Annotated in this window: 23 protein-coding genes; 8 read left to right on the top strand and 15 right to left on the bottom strand. The window is 44.6% G+C overall.

Annotated features, from left to right (window positions below; translation table 11 throughout):
• Window positions 1-3 precede the first annotated feature (3 nt).
• Together ACSVDE_RS11900 and queD are read right to left on the bottom strand one after the other, a co-directional pair.
• On the bottom strand, window positions 4-735 hold the full coding sequence (locus ACSVDE_RS11900) for a 7-carboxy-7-deazaguanine synthase QueE (protein ID WP_439301104.1): 732 nt from the start codon (window positions 733-735) through the stop codon (window positions 4-6).
• Window positions 728-1204 carry a 6-carboxytetrahydropterin synthase QueD gene (queD, locus tag ACSVDE_RS11905; protein ID WP_439301105.1) on the bottom strand — a complete coding sequence of 159 codons (477 nt, stop codon included), beginning with the start codon at window positions 1202-1204 and terminating at the stop codon, window positions 728-730. The genes ACSVDE_RS11900 and queD overlap by 8 nt, the downstream gene beginning before the upstream one ends.
• A 383-nt stretch (window positions 1205-1587) precedes the next feature.
• On the opposite strand from queD, the gene ACSVDE_RS11910 reads away from it, so the two are divergent.
• A complete protein-coding gene (locus ACSVDE_RS11910) occupies window positions 1588-1893 on the top strand; it encodes a PepSY domain-containing protein (protein ID WP_439301106.1) in 306 nt (101 codons plus the stop codon).
• A gap of 97 nt (window positions 1894-1990) precedes the next feature.
• On the opposite strand, the gene ACSVDE_RS11915 is transcribed toward ACSVDE_RS11910, so the two are convergent.
• From ACSVDE_RS11915 to trmB, 3 genes are all read right to left on the bottom strand, one after another.
• The gene (locus ACSVDE_RS11915) at window positions 1991-2557 is read right to left on the bottom strand and encodes a hypothetical protein (RefSeq protein ID WP_439301107.1); all 567 of its coding nucleotides are present in this window, start codon (window positions 2555-2557) and stop codon (window positions 1991-1993) included.
• Window positions 2558-2710: 153 nt separating this feature from the next.
• On the bottom strand, window positions 2711-3553 hold the full coding sequence (locus ACSVDE_RS11920; RefSeq protein WP_439301108.1) for a YtnP family quorum-quenching lactonase: 843 nt from the start codon (window positions 3551-3553) through the stop codon (window positions 2711-2713).
• 66 nt (window positions 3554-3619) lie between these two features.
• Window positions 3620-4264 carry a tRNA (guanosine(46)-N7)-methyltransferase TrmB gene (gene trmB, locus ACSVDE_RS11925; protein WP_439301109.1) on the bottom strand — a complete coding sequence of 215 codons (645 nt, stop codon included), beginning with the start codon at window positions 4262-4264 and terminating at the stop codon, window positions 3620-3622.
• Between the two features lie 300 nt (window positions 4265-4564).
• On the opposite strand from trmB, the gene ACSVDE_RS11930 reads away from it, so the two are divergent.
• The 3 genes from ACSVDE_RS11930 to ACSVDE_RS11940 all read left to right on the top strand — a co-directional run bounded on the left by ACSVDE_RS11930 (window position 4565) and on the right by ACSVDE_RS11940 (window position 5282).
• Window positions 4565-4714 carry a hypothetical protein gene (locus tag ACSVDE_RS11930; protein ID WP_439301110.1) on the top strand — a complete coding sequence of 50 codons (150 nt, stop codon included), beginning with the start codon at window positions 4565-4567 and terminating at the stop codon, window positions 4712-4714.
• Window positions 4715-4855: 141 nt separating this feature from the next.
• On the top strand, window positions 4856-4942 hold the full coding sequence (cydS, locus tag ACSVDE_RS11935) for a cytochrome bd oxidase small subunit CydS (protein WP_439301986.1): 87 nt from the start codon (window positions 4856-4858) through the stop codon (window positions 4940-4942).
• A gap of 64 nt (window positions 4943-5006) precedes the next feature.
• On the top strand, window positions 5007-5282 hold the full coding sequence (locus ACSVDE_RS11940) for a YtzH-like family protein (protein WP_439301111.1): 276 nt from the start codon (window positions 5007-5009) through the stop codon (window positions 5280-5282).
• 182 nt (window positions 5283-5464) lie between these two features.
• On the opposite strand, the gene ACSVDE_RS11945 is transcribed toward ACSVDE_RS11940, so the two are convergent.
• The 6 genes from ACSVDE_RS11945 to thpR all read right to left on the bottom strand — a co-directional run bounded on the left by ACSVDE_RS11945 (window position 5465) and on the right by thpR (window position 10175).
• Complete coding sequence (locus ACSVDE_RS11945; RefSeq protein WP_439301112.1) at window positions 5465-6253, bottom strand: phosphotransferase family protein; 789 nt, start codon at window positions 6251-6253, stop codon at window positions 5465-5467.
• A 123-nt stretch (window positions 6254-6376) separates the two neighbouring features.
• Window positions 6377-7312, bottom strand: a complete 936-nt coding sequence (locus ACSVDE_RS11950; RefSeq protein ID WP_439301113.1) for a diacylglycerol/lipid kinase family protein — start codon at window positions 7310-7312, stop codon at window positions 6377-6379.
• A 309-nt stretch (window positions 7313-7621) separates the two neighbouring features.
• A complete protein-coding gene (locus ACSVDE_RS11955; RefSeq protein WP_439301114.1) occupies window positions 7622-8536 on the bottom strand; it encodes a hypothetical protein in 915 nt (304 codons plus the stop codon).
• Between the two features lie 15 nt (window positions 8537-8551).
• Window positions 8552-9238 carry an LrgB family protein gene (locus tag ACSVDE_RS11960; protein ID WP_439301115.1) on the bottom strand — a complete coding sequence of 229 codons (687 nt, stop codon included), beginning with the start codon at window positions 9236-9238 and terminating at the stop codon, window positions 8552-8554.
• Entirely contained in the window at window positions 9231-9608 is a 378-nt protein-coding gene (locus ACSVDE_RS11965; protein ID WP_439301116.1) for a CidA/LrgA family protein, read from the bottom strand. The genes ACSVDE_RS11960 and ACSVDE_RS11965 overlap by 8 nt, the downstream gene beginning before the upstream one ends.
• 3 nt (window positions 9609-9611) lie before the next feature.
• Complete coding sequence (gene thpR / locus ACSVDE_RS11970) at window positions 9612-10175, bottom strand: RNA 2',3'-cyclic phosphodiesterase (RefSeq protein ID WP_439301117.1); 564 nt, start codon at window positions 10173-10175, stop codon at window positions 9612-9614.
• A gap of 154 nt (window positions 10176-10329) precedes the next feature.
• Between thpR and cysK the strand changes: the two genes are divergently transcribed.
• Window positions 10330-11268 carry a cysteine synthase A gene (gene cysK / locus ACSVDE_RS11975; protein ID WP_439301118.1) on the top strand — a complete coding sequence of 313 codons (939 nt, stop codon included), beginning with the start codon at window positions 10330-10332 and terminating at the stop codon, window positions 11266-11268.
• Window positions 11269-11506: 238 nt separating this feature from the next.
• Entirely contained in the window at window positions 11507-11704 is a 198-nt protein-coding gene (locus ACSVDE_RS11980) for a hypothetical protein (protein WP_439301119.1), read from the top strand.
• Window positions 11705-11740: 36 nt separating this feature from the next.
• Here the strand turns inward: ACSVDE_RS11980 and ACSVDE_RS11985 are convergent, their stop codons facing one another.
• Complete coding sequence (locus ACSVDE_RS11985) at window positions 11741-12919, bottom strand: MFS transporter (RefSeq protein ID WP_439301120.1); 1179 nt, start codon at window positions 12917-12919, stop codon at window positions 11741-11743.
• Window positions 12920-13060: 141 nt separating this feature from the next.
• Between ACSVDE_RS11985 and ACSVDE_RS11990 the strand changes: the two genes are divergently transcribed.
• Window positions 13061-13978, top strand: coding sequence for a nuclease-related domain-containing protein (locus tag ACSVDE_RS11990; protein WP_439301121.1), 918 nt, complete (start codon window positions 13061-13063; stop codon window positions 13976-13978).
• A 342-nt stretch (window positions 13979-14320) separates the two neighbouring features.
• Here the strand turns inward: ACSVDE_RS11990 and pepV are convergent, their stop codons facing one another.
• Together pepV and ACSVDE_RS12000 are read right to left on the bottom strand one after the other, a co-directional pair.
• Window positions 14321-15724 carry a dipeptidase PepV gene (gene pepV / locus ACSVDE_RS11995; protein ID WP_439301122.1) on the bottom strand — a complete coding sequence of 468 codons (1404 nt, stop codon included), beginning with the start codon at window positions 15722-15724 and terminating at the stop codon, window positions 14321-14323.
• A gap of 21 nt (window positions 15725-15745) precedes the next feature.
• Window positions 15746-16762: a potassium channel family protein gene (locus ACSVDE_RS12000; RefSeq protein WP_439301123.1), complete on the bottom strand. Its 1017-nt coding sequence runs from the start codon at window positions 16760-16762 to the stop codon at window positions 15746-15748.
• Window positions 16763-17088: 326 nt separating this feature from the next.
• On the opposite strand from ACSVDE_RS12000, the gene ACSVDE_RS12005 reads away from it, so the two are divergent.
• Complete coding sequence (locus ACSVDE_RS12005) at window positions 17089-17310, top strand: DeoR family transcriptional regulator (RefSeq protein ID WP_439301124.1); 222 nt, start codon at window positions 17089-17091, stop codon at window positions 17308-17310.
• Between the two features lie 68 nt (window positions 17311-17378).
• On the opposite strand, the gene ACSVDE_RS12010 is transcribed toward ACSVDE_RS12005, so the two are convergent.
• A complete protein-coding gene (locus ACSVDE_RS12010; protein ID WP_439301125.1) occupies window positions 17379-18017 on the bottom strand; it encodes a PRC-barrel domain-containing protein in 639 nt (212 codons plus the stop codon).
• Window positions 18018-18022: the final 5 nt, after the last annotated feature.

Raw genomic sequence — 18022 nt, forward strand, 5'->3', positions numbered from 1 at the left:
AGTCTAAACTCCCCTCTGATTCGGGTCCCAGATGACTTTATGCATCTGCAGACTCAACTTCACTTCTGGTAATGGTTCTGCCAAAATTTTAGACACCAATTTTTTCGGAGGCATCGTTTCCCAAACGGGACTGTATAAAACTTGCCCGAGCTTGTGATGCTCCTTGACGACGGACGTCGCGACGTCGAAATCTTCGTCGTCGCCGATGACGAACTTGATTTCATCCTGAGGTTTCAGAATGTTGAAATTCGAGTAAATCATCCGGTCCATTTCTCCAGAGTCCGGCAGTTTGAAATCCATGATGAACCGTGCTTTCTCTCTGATTTGTTCATGTTCGTTCCGGAGTTCTTCAAATGGAACGAGATCAATCGCACCGTTCGTTTCGATATGGACGTCTGAAATATGGTCGAGCTCGCACATCGCTGCTAAGAGAGCTGCAGATTTTTTCCCATGGATGAGCGGTTCTCCACCTGTAAAACAGATGCGGTGACTGGAGAAAGAATCGATTTTCTCGATGATTTCCTGAATCGTCGCTTTGAACTCTTCCTTCGCTGGTGCATAACTGTAGTCCGTATCGCACCATGTACATCTCAAGTTGCAGTGGAAGACACGAACGAAGACGGTCGGAAAGCCTGCCATGCCACCTTCTCCTTCAACCGTTTCGAAGATTTCTACCATCGGAAGCTCCCATTGCATGTATTCTTTTTTATCCGGTAAAATCATTTGTTTATTCATTTTCCATCCACTCTCGTTTCAAGGTTGCATAACTGGTCGGCGTTTCATACAATTTCAACTCTTCAATTCGGGTCCCGAGCTTTTTGTATTCATCCGCTTGGAGGCGTCGGTCGAGCTGTTCCCAAATCCAAACGATCATATTTTCAGCCGTCGTATTCATATTCGGTAAAACTTCGTTCAAATAACGATGATCGAGTTTGGAATCGATCTCCTCCTTGAACATGGTTTTGATGTCGCCGAAATCGACGGTAATGCCGATGTCATTGACGTAACCGCTGATGGTAATGATCAATTTATACGTGTGCCCATGTAGGCTTTTGCATTTTCCTTCATAACAATGGAGATGATGGGCAGCATCGAAAGTGAATTCTTTCGTCACGGCAACGCGCTTGTGGTGATATTTCAACTCGTGTCTTTGGATGTCTTCGTCGATCCGTTCGACCTTCTTCGGTATTTGAAAGTCCATCATACGTGCCCTCCTTTAATTTTTAGGTTCATAACAAATGCTCCCCCTTGATCTTGATGAGAAATAAAATCTTACAAGCAAGCTTGACGATTGACATTTTCTCATCAAGATCTTGCTCGCTATCCTCGCAAAAGTCTTTTTAAGGGGAGCATTGAAGATTTTGCAAGGTGTATTCATTTAATACCATTCTCTTTTAAAATGAAAAACTCCACCTGAAAACAAGTGGAGTGTGAAATCACAAAAAATAAATGTTCACGCTCCCTAGTTTTGTTTAATGAGGGGTGGGAATTACGAACCCTCAGTGGTTGGTTATGTTAAAGACAAAACCCATTCTGTTATACTATACAATAAAGGATATCAATAATGTTGGAAAGGGGCATGCCATTTTGAAAACATCTACCCTCGTCGGTGCCGGCATAGGCTTTCTCGTTGGTGCACTCGTAACCAATCAGATGAAGTCCAGACCAGTCACGCCTGAAGCAGCACTGAATACGATCAAAAAGAGAGTGTCATCCAAAGTCAGCGGTTCTTGGATCTACACCAACAAGGAGACGCTGGATCTCCATGGATTGGCTTACAACGTCTACAAGGGTGGGTTCACCCGTGAAACTCCATCCGGTGAAGAACATTTCCTCTTCACAGTTGATGCTGATACAGGATCTGTTTTGGAAGTCTCAAGTACAAATATATAGCCGATACCGATTGAACATACCTATCTTCTCTAAACACATGTAAAAGGGGCCGGACTCATCAAGAGTCAGCCCCTTTTTTATTAAGGCGTACGTTCTATTAGTTGAATGTGTGCTTTTGGTTGTAAAGGTTGTTTCGAATTTGGAAACTTGTAGAAGAATAAACTTGGTTGCTCCAGACGAACATAAGATAGGCAGGAACAATCAAAATCAATGCATGCAAGAACATGATCCAACCAATGTTCATCTTCTTACCAAGATGAGCAAATTGCTCTTTGAACTGAGTCAATTCTTCGTTTTGTAGTTTTCCGACTTCAGTTCCAGTAAGAACCTTCTCGTTTGTCGCATCGTAGTATACGACTTCACGGTGTGCAAACGTAAAGATGTTATCACGCACTGTTTGGAATTCTACAAGAGAAGCATAAACTGTAATCGGACCAGAAGCTTCAGCCTCTTCTCCTTCTTCTGCTTGAGGAGTTGCTTCTACCTTGATCGTTTCAGAATATTTAGGTTCATATTTTTTATTATAATCGTAGTATTCCTCTTCCAAATGCTTTTCGATCGCTTTATCCATGCCTTCTGGTTTTTCTGTTGCAGCAAGTACACCAGCTCCACCAGTCAGCATCAATGCGAAAGCCATCATAGCTGCAGTTACTCGTTTCAACATTTCGCAATTCCCTCCTAACAATATAAGCCAAGTAATATATTACACTATTATTGCAATTAAAATCTATGATAATTGTAACAGGTTTCTACAAAAAATGTGACGGTTTTTACCATCCATTTTCTTACAAAAGGTGTAAATGTGACAAATTCTTGATCATTTGTCACGTTTGACCGAATCTATGATTTCACCTTGATCATTGAATTTAACAGCACGATAAATCGCATCATGGTAAAACGTGAACCAAGCATTCTCTGTCATACCCTTTGGTAACCATTCTTGCTTTTGTCCGATTGAAGTCATCGGATAATCGTCGTACGCGAGCACCCATAAAGGATTTTTATGTGCATGGGTCGGCATCAAATCCGCCATATGGATGAGCTTGTCCTCTCCTTGTTCGAACATGAGAATCGAATGCCCATCACTGTGACCGCCTGTATGAATCATGAAAAGACCAGGCAACACTTCTACTCGATCCTCGTACGTTTGAACTTGAGCCTCGATGCCCTTCCAGTTCATTTCCCAATATGTATTTTTGGATCGGATATTCGGATTGCGCATTTCGTTCCACTCAGTTGCAGACGTGTAAATCGTCGCATTTTTGAAAGTGGATTCATATCCGTCGGCATTTGGTTTCGTCAAGCCGCAAGCGTGATCGAAATGAAGATGTGTCATTAGAACAAAGTCGATATCATCCGTTGTCAGGTTGAATTTCGCCAACTCATCATCAATGTGGGACTCTTCGTTTACGCCATAGTTCCTTTTTTGTTTATCGGTTAATTTATCGTTCCCCATTCCGGATTCAATCAGAATGTTTTTCCCTTCATATTGAAAGAAGATCGGATCCGTGCGAAGTTCGATTTGATTGTTTTCATTGACCGGGTATTTCTTGCTCCACAATGGCTTCGGTACGACACCAAACATCGCTCCTCCATCCATATGTGTGACTCCCCCATTGAGCCAGTGCAGTTTGATTTCACCGAATTGAAGCGTTTCCATGACCTTTCACTCCTTATTTAGCTAATCTAGAGTTTATTGTACCATATTGAAAACGCTCTATCGGATTCACTTGCTTCGATATACCGCTTCACATCGATAAATTCGGTTCCCTTTCGCAGAGAACTTCTCTTCGTACTCTGTCATGACATTGCCCTCGATATCACTGTTATGGAGATCTAAGCTGACATTGTTCAAGATCATCCCGTACTTTGAAAAGCTATGCAGAGAATACTCGAACAGTCCCTGATTGTCCGTTTTCAAATGGACTTCTCCGTTTGGAATCAGAACTGCTTCATACGATTGTAAAAACGTTTCGTACGTCAGACGTCGCTTCTCATGTCTTGCTTTCGGCCATGGATCGGAAAAGTTCAAATACACACGATGCACTTCGTTTTCTGCAAAAAACTGATTCAATTCCATCGCATTGACGTTCATCATGCGGACATTTTCCTGTCCAGACTCTTTGATTTTATCAATGGAACTAACGACGATACTCTTTTGTCGTTCAATTCCGATAAAATTGATATCCGGGTGAAGCTTGGACATTTCTGTGATGAACTGCCCTTTACCTGTTCCCACTTCAATATGGATCGGGTTTTCATTCCCGAAAAGTTCTTTCCACTTCCCTTTCCAGTTTTCCGGGTCGGGTACGACGATTCCAGGGTGATCATCTATCATATCTTGTGCCCAAGGCTTGTTTCTAAGACGCATTCATTCAAACTCCTTTATTTACGATATCCTCGGATATTTTACCATGAAACGTTCCAAAAAATGAACTTCTATCGAATTTATCTGGTTCGATTCTTGAATATGGGAGCATACCAGCGCATATAGGCGCAATTTTTTATATATGAGACCTGAACCGAATGAGGCTTATGACAGACTGGTATATCATGGATAACCATGATTAACGTGATTAGGAAAGAAAACGCTTACACATATATGCTATTAAGTGTTGTTTGACAAAAACACTTTAGGAGTGAATTAAACAAACTTATGATGAAAAATGTGATGACGAAAACAGCAGAAATCTCAGTTCTAACTGTATTCAGTGGACTATTTGCAGGTTATGCTTTAGCGATATATCCATTAGAACGCCTTGTTCACAAACAATCGACACGCGCAAAAGAGATGAAAATCAAATACGCTTCTCAATATTAATTTGTAAGAACGATGGTTCCTGTATTCCCGTTTTTTAAAAACGGAATCAGGAACCTTTTGTTTTGGATGAATTTTAGTGATCCAATTATGTGATAAACACTGTAAATACGGGTACAATTGTATAAAAAAGGTGAGGTTTACATGGATCAATTCTTCATATTTTGGGCGCCACCACTTGTCCTGTTGATTGCCATCATCGGCTTGTTCGTTTGGGGTGCTAAAAAATAAACGGATGAATATTCAGGCACTGGCACATCCTAAACTCAAACGGACTTGAAAGGATGCGTCATTCATGCCATTGCAAGTTACTGACCAGCTGTCATTGTTGATGGATATACTAAGAAGCCACCAGCTCGATCAATGCGGTTCTTCTTCAGAGTGTCAACAGATCGAACGCCTGACCAACTCGTTGCTTCAAAATCCTCAAACCCCGCTGGAATTGAGGGAGACATTAACATCGATACAAGCATACAGCAGAACAGGCAGCACCTCCCCTTCGGTAGATCAACATGTAGTCGGCTATCATAATGAACTCACACAGTGGATGAGCGTATTGGACCCGCAATAGCAATAAAGTGAGTTGAGAGAGCTTCAGCGTGTATGTGCGCTGGAGTTTTTTTATGTAGGGCTGAGGTTCTTATGAGCAACTTGCGGGGTGCGAACTTCTCATTTCAGCCGTTTCGGGGTGCGTAAGTGTTCCTCTACCAATAAAAAAGATGAAACCTGACATCAGGTTTCACCCATATATATTCAATGCAATATTTGCTTGTTCAGCTGGACGAGGTAATTCATCCAGTAGTTCGCTTGCTGTTCCTGGTTTCGTTCACAATGCCAGTAAATCGACTCGATGGTTTGGGCAACGATATACCAATGCATGCGAGTTTTTAAAGCGGTTGTCATTGGTACTCCATAAGAACGAAGCCACTTGTCCCATTCTTCGTCTGGCACATACCAGTACAACAGCATGGCAAGATCGAGGGCAGGATCGGCAATGACTGCACCATCCCAATCAATCAGGTAAAGTTTTTCATCTTCCGTAATCAGCCAGTTGTTGTGATTCACGTCCCCATGACATACGACGAATTGGTCTGTGCGCATATCTTCAATATGGGAAGACAAATAGTCTAAATAAGGCTGGATTTCGGCTTGGAATTTTATATTTTTATACGTTCGGTTTTTCAGTTCATCCAAAACTGCATCAGGTGTTAACGGCTGAATGCCAATCCTGCGTAACATCGAAAGCAATTCCTGAGAACGATGGATTTTCGAAAGCAATTGGGCAACGGGTTGTTGGTTCATTTCAGCAGCTTTCAATTCCCTGCCGTTCAACCAGTGCTGAGCTGTTATAACGTCTCCGTTTTCCAAACGTTTCGTCCATAAAAGCTTTGGGACGATTCCCTCTGCCGATAAAACAGCAAGGAACGGGGACGAATTGCGTTTTAAGAAGATCTTCTCTTCCCCATATTGTGCGATGTAGGCTTCACCGGTTGCACCACCTGCAGGCTTCACCTGCCAACCGCTTCCTAATATGTGTTTCAATGCTTTCACCTTCGATTTCATCAGTCTATCATTATTATGATCGGCTTGTTCCGTTAAAATCGGACAGTTCTGTACAGATATAATATTTTAACACAGAAACGGGTCAAAATCGATACGTTCCGATCAGATTACCGTAAAACGCTTCGGCAAAACCTTGATTGTAGCAGGGCTTGAGCCGATGACTTCTCCATCGGCATGCATCGTAACCGAGCGATCCGTTTCAACTTGTATTTCGCTTCCTCTTAACATCGTTACCTCTTTCAGCCTTGTATGTAAACCTAAAAATACGGTACCGAAGAGAAAGAAAAGTTTCTTTCTGGACAAATTATGGACGATACACAGGTTGAGAACACCGTCGTCCGGGCGAGCACTTGGACAGATCTTCATACCGCCACCGTAATATTGGATGTTCGTCGTTGCGACGAGCCACACATCTTCAAACGTGTACAGCTTGCCATCCACTCTCAACGTCAATGCATAAGGTTCATATTTCAAACTCAGTTTCAACAAGGTAAAAATGTATGATAATGACCCAAGTCCGAATGTATTCAGGATTCCTTTATATTTCGATTCGTTGGTCTGCTTTGCGACTTCACCATCGAAACCGATGCCTATGGAGCTGGAAAAATGGTTCGCTTTATGCTTGCGTGCTCCAATACGGAACTCGCCTAGATCGTACCTTTTGTTGCGTTGAAATTTAGAAGATAAAATATGGTTCAATGCTTGGGTAGTGGATCGCGGCAAACGAAATCCACGCGCAAAATCATTACCTGAACCAGCCGAGATGAAACCGACTGGAATATGTATGTACTGCACCATTCCGTTGATGACTTCATGGATCGTCCCATCACCACCAACCGCAACGATTCCCTTCATATTTTCATGGTGCATATGCGTCATCTGCTGGGCAAGATCCTTTGCATGTCCAGGTCGTTGGGTAAAAAAGCTTCGATAAGGTACCTTACGCTTCTGTAGTTCCTTTTTGACTTTCTTCCATACCTTTTCGCCTTTCCCATTTCCCGCTTTTGGATTAATGATGAAGATCAAGAACTTTTCCATAGAAGCCTCTTTCTTTCAGATGGCACTTTCCCACCAAAAGTGCAAAACTTGTACGCATGACGTAAAATCCGCATCGACAAGTTTTTCATCCTCTCTCCTTTTTCAACAAAATGATCGAAAATCCTCTAATATTTTATAAATATTGGTAAATGAATGTCGATGATAAGGATGATAGAACTACATTAGTGTAGTCTAAAAGTCCTTTCAAAGAAATGGTTTATATAGGTAGGAGTGTTTTGTTGAATCATTCGTGTCTTATTTTTTATCGACATATACTGTTCAATTGTTGAACACTTTCAACAAACAAGTTTATTCAGGATCCACTCGACTCCATAAATCCTGTTCTGTTTCCCATTCAGGTCTGAGGTAGGCGGTCGTTACACATTGATCCATGAGACCCTTCGCTGCCTTCAATTGTTTTGCTTTGATAGGACTAGGCTGTCTTTTCAGAGCTTCCCACCACTGTCCGTAATTGGTCTGATCGACGACTTGGATGTATGGAGGAATGCCGCTCCGATTGATGAATCCATTTTTACAAAGAACTGTATAAGATATCTTCATCTCTGTCTCATTCGTGTCGATGACCGATTCGATAAAGTAGTTCATCCGTTGAACAGCTGCGATCGGGCTGACAGTTTTCACGACCTCACCCCGCCTCTCGACTTCCCAAAAACGCCCTTGTGAAGGATGGATAACATCTCCTTTTTGTGTATCCATCAGAACAATCGCATGAATCGTATCAGGACCAATCATGATCACATCCATTTGGGCTTCGGCCTTTTTCAATCGGATGATCGGTCGGTACAGGACCAGATAATTATCAGGAAGATCCATCAATAATATGCGAAGGAAATCCTCTCGCAACCTCTCTCTTCCAATTCTTGACCTTTCCCGAATTGTCGAGCTTGCCCATTTCAATTGGAAGTCGAACAGTTCTTCCCGGAAGTTCTTTTTCAAGGCCGATAGGGTAATCGGTGTTCTTGGTGGAGTGTACGGTTCCTCTTCAATCGTCTCGGACGTCTCCGACTTTCTCTGCCACCACTTTTTCCGTTCTGGTTCGGATGAGAATTCTCGATCATCAGGTTCCGAAAGCTTCTCGTTTTCCCAGTTCGCTTTCACCCGTTTCCAGCGATCGCTTTTCAATCTGATATATTGACCGGTGTATCGGTATACGTCTTTTTCATAACGAGAGACACAATCCTCGATTTTCAAAAGCTGTGCCATTCGTGTACCACCTCTTTACATCCATGAAGAAATAATCGGTATCAAAAATGATGCAAGTAACGCTGAGATCGTCATTGCGACCGAACTGATGGCCGCTGCTTGATGACCATATTCCAATGACTTGGCTGTTCCGATGGCATGAGAGGCGGACCCTAATCCGATTCCCCTCGCCATTTCTCCCTCTATTTTAAACCATTTGAACACATATGGGGCGATCATTACGCCACCGATTCCAGCTACCATGACAAACACAACTGCAATAGAAGGCGTGCCCCCGGTCACTTTGGAGATTTCCATCGCAACCGGTGTCGTGACAGATTTCGGCAACAACGAATAGATGACGTTGTCTGGCGGTCCGACCCACTTCGCAAATAAGAGTCCAGATAAGATTCCGACCACTACACCTGTAAAAATACTGAGCATCAGCGGAAGCATGTAACGGACAATGATGCCCCGGTATATATAGAGCGGGTAAGCGAGTGCGACGACGGCAGGTCCTAGCAGTCGATCGATCCATTGTGCGCCTTCCATATAAGTGTCATATGGAATATCCGCTACTAGCAGGAATATGATGATGAGCGTTGTAGCCGTGATGATCGGCGTCGTGAATGGATGCCGTTTCTTTTTATACAGTTGGATGCCGAGTAAATATAAGCCAATCGTCAGTGCTGTGAAGAATAGTGCTAGTAAACTATCAATCATATGAATCCTTCTTTACATCGTTTGGCATCATCCATTCCAAAACTTTAGCAGACAGTACCATCACGAGGATCGTACTACCGAGCACCGCGGGTATGAGCAGGAGACCTTTCCCTTGGAAAACGAATCCGAATTCCATCACTCCGACCGTAACCGGTATGAAAAAGAGCGGAAGATGGGAAAGCAGGAAGTTGCACCCCTCCTGCACCCATTTCAACGGCAATATTTTTGTCGTCAGTAAGATGAACAAGAGAAGCATGCCGAGAATGCTCCCAGGTATCGGGAGATCGAACGTATTTTGAATGAAGGTCCCGATAAGATACAAACCGTACAAGAGGAAGATTTGCAGGGTACCGATCATGATTTTTGACATGTTTTATTGGTCCTCTCTGAGTTTGAAACGCTCATAAACAACGTACTTCGGTTTTCTTTGCGGATGGATTTCGTATAGGATCACTTCGTCTACTTGCCAGGTGAGACCGTTGAGTCCTTCTGGTTCCGGAAGCCGTTCGGTAACCTTCTCGTTCTGCCCACCCCACCTTTTTCCGATCGTGATATGGGGTCGATACGGCCGATTTGACGTATCAAAACCGACGGATGCACAGCTCTCGGAGGTGCGCTTGTATAGTTCGTCGAGTTGTTCAGACGGTTCGATGCCGACCCAACAGACACGAGGGGTTTTCGGGTTTCCGAACACTCCGACGGAAGAGAGCTCTAGTTCAAACGGTTGGGTGTCTTGCAGCTTTCCACGCAGCTTGTCCACTAAATCGCGCGCAGATTCATCGGACGTCGCCCCTAGGAAATTTAACGTAATATGAAAATCTCCCTCACTCGTCCACTTTTTCAGTGGAAGGATCGGCTTTACTTTTTCCGCATAACCCTGAATTTTCGCTTGTAGCTCTTCTGGAACCGGTACAGCCAGGAACATATGTCGATCCATTGTACAAAACCTCCATTAAATCTATTCATAAGTCTATCAGAAATAGGGAATGACTTGAATGTAATTGTATTTTTTCAAGACCGTTTAATTAGAGCCGTTTACTTGGATTTGATATAATATGTGTGAAGTATCGTAAGCAAAGGACGTGTTGAACATGCGTGTTGTTAATAGTATAGCTGAATTAATCGGAGATACACCTTTTGTAAAATTGAACCGTCTCACGGATCCGAACGGTGCAGACGTTTATGTAAAATTAGAGTATTTCAATCCGAGCGGCAGCATCAAAGACCGCGCAGCCTACAATATGTTGAAGGTAGCGGAAGAAAAAGGACTGCTGAAAGCGGGATCCACGATCATCGAACCGACTTCCGGGAACACAGGAATCGGTCTTGCGATGAACGCAGCCGCGAAAGGTTACAAATCCATCATCGTCATGCCAGACACGATGACGAAGGAACGAATCAACCTGCTGAAGGCGTATGGCGCAGAAGTCGTGTTGACACCGGGCGATGATAAGATGCCAGGCGCGATTGCAAAAGCGAAGGAACTGGCGGACCAGATTCCGAACAGCTTCATGCCGATGCAGTTCGAAAACCCGGCTAACCCGGATGCCCACAGAAATACGACTGCGATTGAAATTTTGGAAGCCGCTAAAGAAATCGGTAAAAACTTCAAAACGTTCGTCGCACCAGCTGGAACAGGCGGCACGATAACCGGGACAGGTGAAACGTTGAAAGAACACATGCCGGATCTTGAAATCAAAGTCGTTGAACCTGAAGGCTCTCCGGTATTGTCCGGCGGTAAACCTGGTAAGCACAAGCTCGTCGGAACAAGCCCTGGATTCATTCCAGACATCCTGAACCAGAACATTTACGACGAAATCATTCGGATCAAGGACGAGGAAGCGATTGAAACGACCCGCAAGCTTGCAAGTGAGGAAGGTATCTTAGTTGGACCGTCTTCTGGCGCTTCCGTCTATGCCGCACTACAAGCTGCGAAGAAGTTGAGTAGCGACGATGTTGTCATTTGCATGACTTGCGACTCAGGTGAACGCTACTTGTCCAGCGACCTGTTCGACTTCGGTGAAGAGTAATCGTTGAAATGGAACGACTTCCAGTGAGTGGAGGTCGTTTTCTTTATACATTATGATAAATAACTTTTTAACAAGAAGTTAATCGACGCAGATAAAAAGTTTACGTACAAAGTATAAGTGCAGCTAGGACTCAGCCTGCACCAAGGCTTGGCTGAGTCAAGTTTTCTTTACGTTTTTCGCCTGGTCATAAAGGGTAAACTCCCATATAGACAATCTCATTGTAAAGGAGTTTTCCAATATGGCTGCAGATGAAATGGATACATTCAAGTGGCATTTGAATCGGATTACCCGCGACTGGTCGGAGCTCGTCCATAGCTATGAAAAACTGGACAGCGGCGAGAAAAAGACCATCCATCAGAACTATCCTTTTACGTCCAACATCAACGATTTGAAAAATATGATTGCGAAATGGAATGACACCGTCAGTCATCTCTAACAAGAAAACCCCCGGTTCCCGGGGGTTTTTTACATATTATGAGGATGGACTGGCGCTCGCAGCACCTTCCGGCAAGACCTTCAGATTGATGAGCAGTAGGATCAGACCGATCGTCGTCATCGTTCCGAAGAAGAAATAAAGGCCGAATAAGGAGTGGGCGTCGTAGATGATTCCGCCGAAGAACGTGCAGAACCAGCTGCCGAGTCCGTTCCCCATCGAGCTGTAGAGCGCTACCGCTGTCGCTTTCACGTCATCCGGTGCGATTTCCCTCACGTATTGGAGCGCTGCCGGAATGAAGAGACCGATCGAGAACCCTTGTGCAATCGTTGTCGCGTAGACTCCGACCAATGTTGGTTCTGTAAAATAGTAGAACCATCTGACTGCGGAAATGAGCGCGGCCGCAATGAGGATTTTCTCATAGCCGAGTTTGCGAATCCAACCGCCAGACAGTTTCATGAACGGCGCTTCACTACCCGCCGCTAGCAAGAAAGCGATACCTACACCAGCGAGGGTTCCGCCCAGCTCTTGTATATAGAGACCGAAATAAAAGTTGTTCGAGTGGATCGGTCCGAACACCGAAAACGTTGTAAACAGGAACAGGATGAACTTCGGCATTCTGATGAGCCGCATGAATCCTGAGCGCAAGTCCACTTTTAGCGTATTGCTTTCTTTTGGAAAAGAAAGAACGAAGATCGTACAGATGAGCAGTGCCGCTGTGAAGCTGTAGAAGATCAGTTTGAGCCCTAGCGTTTCAGCAAGCGTTCCCATCACATAGACCGATACTGCGAAACCGACCGCTCCCCACAGCCTGAAGTTCCCGTAATCTTTTTTTGTCGCCATTACATAATTGAGTGTGATGCTATCTGAAACCGGTACGATCGCACTCTGGAATGTCGCGAGCAGAATCGAAATGAGAATGAGACTGATGTATGAGTCCATGACTGCGAACGGGATTGCAATGAATCCGCTCATCGCCAATGTAAAAATGAGGACCGCTCTCGGACGCCTCGTATAGTCACAAATGACGCCCCATATCGGTTGCGCGATGATCATCACGACCGGACTGACGGACATGATTGCCCCGATCTGCGTTCCCGTGAGCCCGACGTCTTGTTTAAGATAAACACTTAATAATGGAAAAAGCGTCCCGAAACCGAAGAAGATGAAAAAGTAAAACAAGCTGATATTCAATGGTGTACGTTCTATTGATTTCATAAGCCCTCTCCTGTCTGACCGTATGTAATTACTCTGTCGATTGTAACGCACCCTTAGAAAAATGCAATAGTGGAATGGTTGTTAATTTTACCAGTTAAATGTATGATTATGGAAATTATGTGAAGGAGGAATGTGCATTGAATGAAGAGATATCGAAATGAATCTAAAGAATTGAAGGTGATGAGATCTTTGGGTGCGCGGATGGATTTATGTGAGGTTGATCGGAACTACCTTCTGAGTTTGAAAAAAGGTTTTGAAGGCGAGTGCAAGTTTGATGGATTGATTGAACCATATCTGGACGGACGCATCGTACTCAATGACCTGCTGCTCGCGCACAAGAATACCGTTTTTCAGAATGATTCGTTGGTGATGAGCTCGTCGAAGATTGTTTTGTTCGAGGTGAAAAATCTCGAAGGTGATTATTATTTGGAGGGCGACAGCTGGTTTTCCTCGAACGATAAAGAGATCACGAACCCTCTGCATCAATTGAACCGAAGTACCATCCTTCTCCGTCATCTGTTAAAAGGATTGGGCATTTTTCTCCCGATCGAACCTTATCTTGTGTTTGTGAACCCCGAGTTCTACCTTTATCAAGCTCCTACAAATCTTCCAATCATTTTTCTCCCCCAGTTGAATCGATATTTTACGAAGATGCAAAAAGAACGATCGATTTTGAAAGATCACCACTATGAAATAGGAAAACAACTGCTATCCCTCGAGTTGACCGACGCCCCCTCCTTTCGATTACCCAAATACGACTATCCCCTAATGAAGAAAGGCATCCCTTGCTTGGCTTGTGGTGGGATGTATGGTGCGCTCGTCAGAACTACCCTGGTTTGTAAGAATTGTGGATTTGGTGAGGATTATGAATCTGCCGTTGTACGCAGCGTAGAGGAGTTTCAGTTGTTGTTTCCAGCGGAGAAAATAACAACGACTACTATGATTGAATGGTGTGATATAATCAGTACCAAAAAAGCAATGCGGAAAATTCTTTCCAAGAATTTTGATTTAATTAAGAGCGGTAAGATGTCTCATTATGTTAAAGAGCAACAAAGGTAATGCTCATTGGTGCGATCTCGCCATATTTCGCGACTTCGGGGTGCGAATGAGCTTCTTGCGGGGTGCGATCTCATCATTTCTGCGACTTCGGGGTACGAATGAGCTTCTTACGGGGTGCGATCTCGTCATTTCTGCGACTTCGGGGTACGAATGAGCTTCTTACGGGGTGCGATCTCGTCATTTCTGCGACTTCGGGGTGCGAATGAGCTTCTTGCGGGGGGCGATCTCGTCATTTCTGCGACTTCGGGGTGCGAAAGACCATTCCGCACTGCCCAATCGCCCCCCTCCAACAATGAAAAACCGAGTACATCCGTACTCGGTTCTCCGATTTGACCATTTAATTTATTTTGCCAACTCATAGATGGCTTGTGCGTAGATTGCGGTGGCTTTCATTAGGTTTTCGATGTCGATGTACTCGTCCTTCTGGTGAGCGAGTTCATCTTCGCCTGGGAACAGGGCGCCGAACGCGACACCTGCATCGAGCGAGCGGGCATACGTACCGCCGCCGATGGAGATGAGGTAGCCGTCTTCTCCTGTCTGCTCTTCATACACGGACATCAGCGTCTTGATCAACGGGTGATCTTCCGGAACGTGATGTGGAGCCAAGTGCTCGATCTCGTTCAGCTCATAACCGAACTGAGCGCTTGCTTCCTCCAGTATGCCTCGTGTGCGCTCGAAATCGTGCGACACTGGGTAGCGGAGGTTCATCCCGACCTTGCCGCCTTCTTCAACCGTGTACCGCATGATACCCGCGTTCAGTGTCAACGGTCCGCTCACTTCATCGGAATCAGCGATCTCCAACTTTGTCCCTTCTGAATCAGAAGTAAGATACTCATTGACAAAGCGGATGAACGCATCGCCGTCCCCTTCAAAGGAATAAGCGGATAAAAACTCGGCCAAGAACAGGCCTGCGTTTTTTCCAGTCTCCGGTTTACTGCCGTGCACCGAGACACCTTCCAGCTTAAACGTATAGCGGCCGTCCGTAGCAGCAACCTCACCAGTCAATCCAGTATCAGCTAGAAACGCATTGAACGAAGCTTCCACTTCTTCTGAAAGTCCCTCAACGACTGCTTCCGCATAATCAGGAACCATGTTCAGCCTTCTACCAGAATCAAACGAAACCAAACGCGCACCTTCACCCTCACCAGCCCCGACTGCACTCGACTGCTTCCACTCGCAATCGAAGATTCCTTTTTCCGCATAAATGATCGGGAAATCGGCGTCTGGTGCGAATCCGATCGTCGGCATTTCTTCCTGCTTGAAGTAGTGCTTCACGCATCGCCAGTTGCTTTCTTCGTCCGTCCCGAAAATCATGCGCACGCGCTTGCTCACATCAAGCCCGAGCTCTTTGACGATTTTCATAGCATAATAGGCCGCCATCGTAGGTCCTTTGTCATCGATGGCACCACGAGCATAGATGCGGCCGTCTCGAATTTCAGCTGCGAATGGGTCTGAGCTCCAACCGTCGCCAGCCGGAACGACGTCCAAGTGGCACAGTACCCCGACGAGCTCTTCCCCTTCACCGAATTCCAGGTGACCAGCGTATCCATCTAGATTTTTACTCGAGAAACCGTCCGCTTCCCCTTTTTCCAAAAAGTGCGTGAGAGCACGGTCAATCCCTTCTCCAAAAGGCGCTCCTTCCTTTGCACTTTCTGGATCAAGGACACTTTCAATCTGCAACAGCGCTTGAAGATCATGAATCAAATCGTCCCTGCGCTTCTCCACTTCCTGCTTCCAATCAATCATGTGATGACCCCTCCGTTCGTTTTATGCTTCACTGCGAATTTTATCAAACGTTTCCTTATCACAAATGACGAATAGTCGTGCATCCACTGGGATTGTTTCGTTCAACCGGCGATTGATGTCCATCTTGTTTCCGTCTGCAATGAGCGTCGCACCTTCCTGTAACAATGAGGTGAACGCGTCCCGGTACGTCTTCCAATCCGAGCGGGCAGGGATTTCGTAGATGTTGTCCCCAATTCCATGGCTCATCAGCTGGCTGAAGAGCTTGGATATCCCATTCGTAATCGCTGAACGGACGGCCAACCTCGAAATCGTTTCGTTGGATAAAATGAACTCGTCCACATCCACGTGGCGGAAGTTCTTGATATGATCTTCGTTCAAAATTTCGACCGTACTATGTATTTCAGGTGAAATGCGCTCAATCGTCGTTACGATCAACAACGTTTTTCCATCTGTTAATAACGGATCCTGAATCGTGTCATCCGCAAACAATAGGACACCAGCTGCTTCGGACAGATTCGCTTGCATCAACGTATCCTGGTCTGCCGCATCACCTCTTACATAATGGACATGCTCATCCAAATAGGGTGACTTTTTCAACTGATCGATGATGACGATTTCCCGGAACTTATCCGTTTGTAAAATTTCTTGAATCGCAAACTTCGCTTTCTGAGACCATCCGATAATGACGATGTGATTCTTTCCTTTATAGGTCAACATTCCTTCCTCCTTCCTACGTCTGAATGCACTGAAACCATCGACTACTTTCCCAATGACGACACCGATCAAGCCAATCCCGACTATGTATAAAAGCATCGCATAAACACGGCCGCCGACGGAAATCGGTGAGATGTCCCCATATCCAACGGTCGTCACGGTAGTCATCACCCACCATAGTGCATCGAACAAGTTGGTGAAGGTTTCGGGCTCAATCAGGACCATGACTAAGGAACTCATCACGACCATGACTATACTCATGACGAAAATGACCCAGTTACTCAGCTGGACGACCTTGACCCTTAACCATTTGAAAAATTGCACGGAATACTCCCCCTTCCTCCTCAATGTACCACACCTACACTGAATTTCTGTTTTGAATTATTTACAGAATTATTATACAATATTTCTAACCAGGAGGTGGGGTTGAAGTCACAATATCCACTCTAAAACAGGGGATGGAGTGGAAGCAACATGTCATATGACGGACAGTCTCATCATATCTCTTTCATCATCAGTTTCCGCCGATTGATAACGATTTATGCTAATGTACCTATTTATTCAAATAATTCAATAATTGCTTAACATCCACTTAACAATTATTGGGTACACTATCCATGAAGTCGTTAAATAAGGTAAGGAGTGGTTGTTTGAGTCCTTCGACTGAACGTATGTTGAACCGCGTAAAGGCTATTTATATGTTTATTAATGAAAGTGGTCCGGTAACAACGCAGGAAATTGTCGACGAATTCGGGACGACAAAGAGAACGATTCAGCGAGATTTGAACGTACTAACGTATAACAACCTGGTAGAAAGCCCCACTAGAGGAAAATGGGAAACGACATCCAAAAAGGTAAAGATTGCACAATAACTTCAAAAATAAGTAGAAAAAAGAGCTGACCGCGATGTGGCCAGCTCTTTTATTGATTTCAAAACCTTTTATCTCGGTTGGACTTCGCGTAAATCTTCTACGAGATGATCTTTCACGTGATCCGGTACGATGATGTGTTCAGTCGCAAGCTCCATGTTGTCTTCAAGTCTCATGTAACGGTTCGCATCCGACACCAAGTTCGCCCAGAAACCTTCTGATAGGGAAAGACCGATGACTCTTCGAGTATCCCAGTCTATGACGACATCCTGCACCTTTCCAACTGTATCTCCGCTTTCTGTCTTCACTTTCTTGTGGATAATGGACTCTGTCGCGATTGAATCGATTGGATCATGATACTGTTGATCGATTCCAGATATCCTCACCTTGTCTTCACTTAATTCCAATACATCCTTAAAAGGGATATACAGCGTTTCGGTGGTATAATTCTTCTCGAATGTATCTTCGTCTGTTACAGGTGGTGTGTTCATCGCTACTTGCCCTCCAGAACTGTTCACCACATTATCCATTGACGTTTCCATTCGGTTATCCACCCGATCTTCATCAGGTCGTTTCTCTAAATATATAAGGTAGTCTAAATCAAATGTTTTTTTGTTCAGGAGTATGTCCTCGACCTTGTGTTCAGGTGCCTCATCATATTCACTGCTGACGATCTTTTTCTTTAAGATGTCTTTTCCGAATATTAACATATTGG

Origin of the sequence: Pseudalkalibacillus sp. Hm43, assembly GCF_051842935.1 — a bacterium.
Taxonomy (GTDB): domain Bacteria; phylum Bacillota; class Bacilli; order Bacillales; family Fictibacillaceae; genus Pseudalkalibacillus.

Coding starts and splice junctions, on each gene's coding strand:
- ACSVDE_RS11900 (WP_439301104.1), bottom strand. CDS start 735: ATGAATAAACAAATGATTTTACCGGATAAAAAAGAATACATGCAATGG.
- queD (WP_439301105.1), bottom strand. CDS start 1,204: ATGATGGACTTTCAAATACCGAAGAAGGTCGAACGGATCGACGAAGAC.
- ACSVDE_RS11915 (WP_439301107.1), bottom strand. CDS start 2,557: ATGTTGAAACGAGTAACTGCAGCTATGATGGCTTTCGCATTGATGCTG.
- ACSVDE_RS11920 (WP_439301108.1), bottom strand. CDS start 3,553: ATGGAAACGCTTCAATTCGGTGAAATCAAACTGCACTGGCTCAATGGG.
- trmB (WP_439301109.1), bottom strand. CDS start 4,264: ATGCGTCTTAGAAACAAGCCTTGGGCACAAGATATGATAGATGATCAC.
- ACSVDE_RS11930 (WP_439301110.1), top strand. CDS start 4,565: ATGACGAAAACAGCAGAAATCTCAGTTCTAACTGTATTCAGTGGACTA.
- cydS (WP_439301986.1), top strand. CDS start 4,856: ATGGATCAATTCTTCATATTTTGGGCGCCACCACTTGTCCTGTTGATT.
- ACSVDE_RS11940 (WP_439301111.1), top strand. CDS start 5,007: ATGCCATTGCAAGTTACTGACCAGCTGTCATTGTTGATGGATATACTA.
- ACSVDE_RS11950 (WP_439301113.1), bottom strand. CDS start 7,312: ATGGAAAAGTTCTTGATCTTCATCATTAATCCAAAAGCGGGAAATGGG.
- ACSVDE_RS11955 (WP_439301114.1), bottom strand. CDS start 8,536: ATGGCACAGCTTTTGAAAATCGAGGATTGTGTCTCTCGTTATGAAAAA.
- ACSVDE_RS11960 (WP_439301115.1), bottom strand. CDS start 9,238: ATGATTGATAGTTTACTAGCACTATTCTTCACAGCACTGACGATTGGC.
- ACSVDE_RS11965 (WP_439301116.1), bottom strand. CDS start 9,608: ATGTCAAAAATCATGATCGGTACCCTGCAAATCTTCCTCTTGTACGGT.
- thpR (WP_439301117.1), bottom strand. CDS start 10,175: ATGGATCGACATATGTTCCTGGCTGTACCGGTTCCAGAAGAGCTACAA.
- cysK (WP_439301118.1), top strand. CDS start 10,330: ATGCGTGTTGTTAATAGTATAGCTGAATTAATCGGAGATACACCTTTT.
- ACSVDE_RS11980 (WP_439301119.1), top strand. CDS start 11,507: ATGGCTGCAGATGAAATGGATACATTCAAGTGGCATTTGAATCGGATT.
- ACSVDE_RS11985 (WP_439301120.1), bottom strand. CDS start 12,919: ATGAAATCAATAGAACGTACACCATTGAATATCAGCTTGTTTTACTTT.
- ACSVDE_RS11990 (WP_439301121.1), top strand. CDS start 13,061: ATGAAGAGATATCGAAATGAATCTAAAGAATTGAAGGTGATGAGATCT.
- pepV (WP_439301122.1), bottom strand. CDS start 15,724: ATGATTGATTGGAAGCAGGAAGTGGAGAAGCGCAGGGACGATTTGATT.
- ACSVDE_RS12010 (WP_439301125.1), bottom strand. CDS start 18,017: ATGTTAATATTCGGAAAAGACATCTTAAAGAAAAAGATCGTCAGCAGT.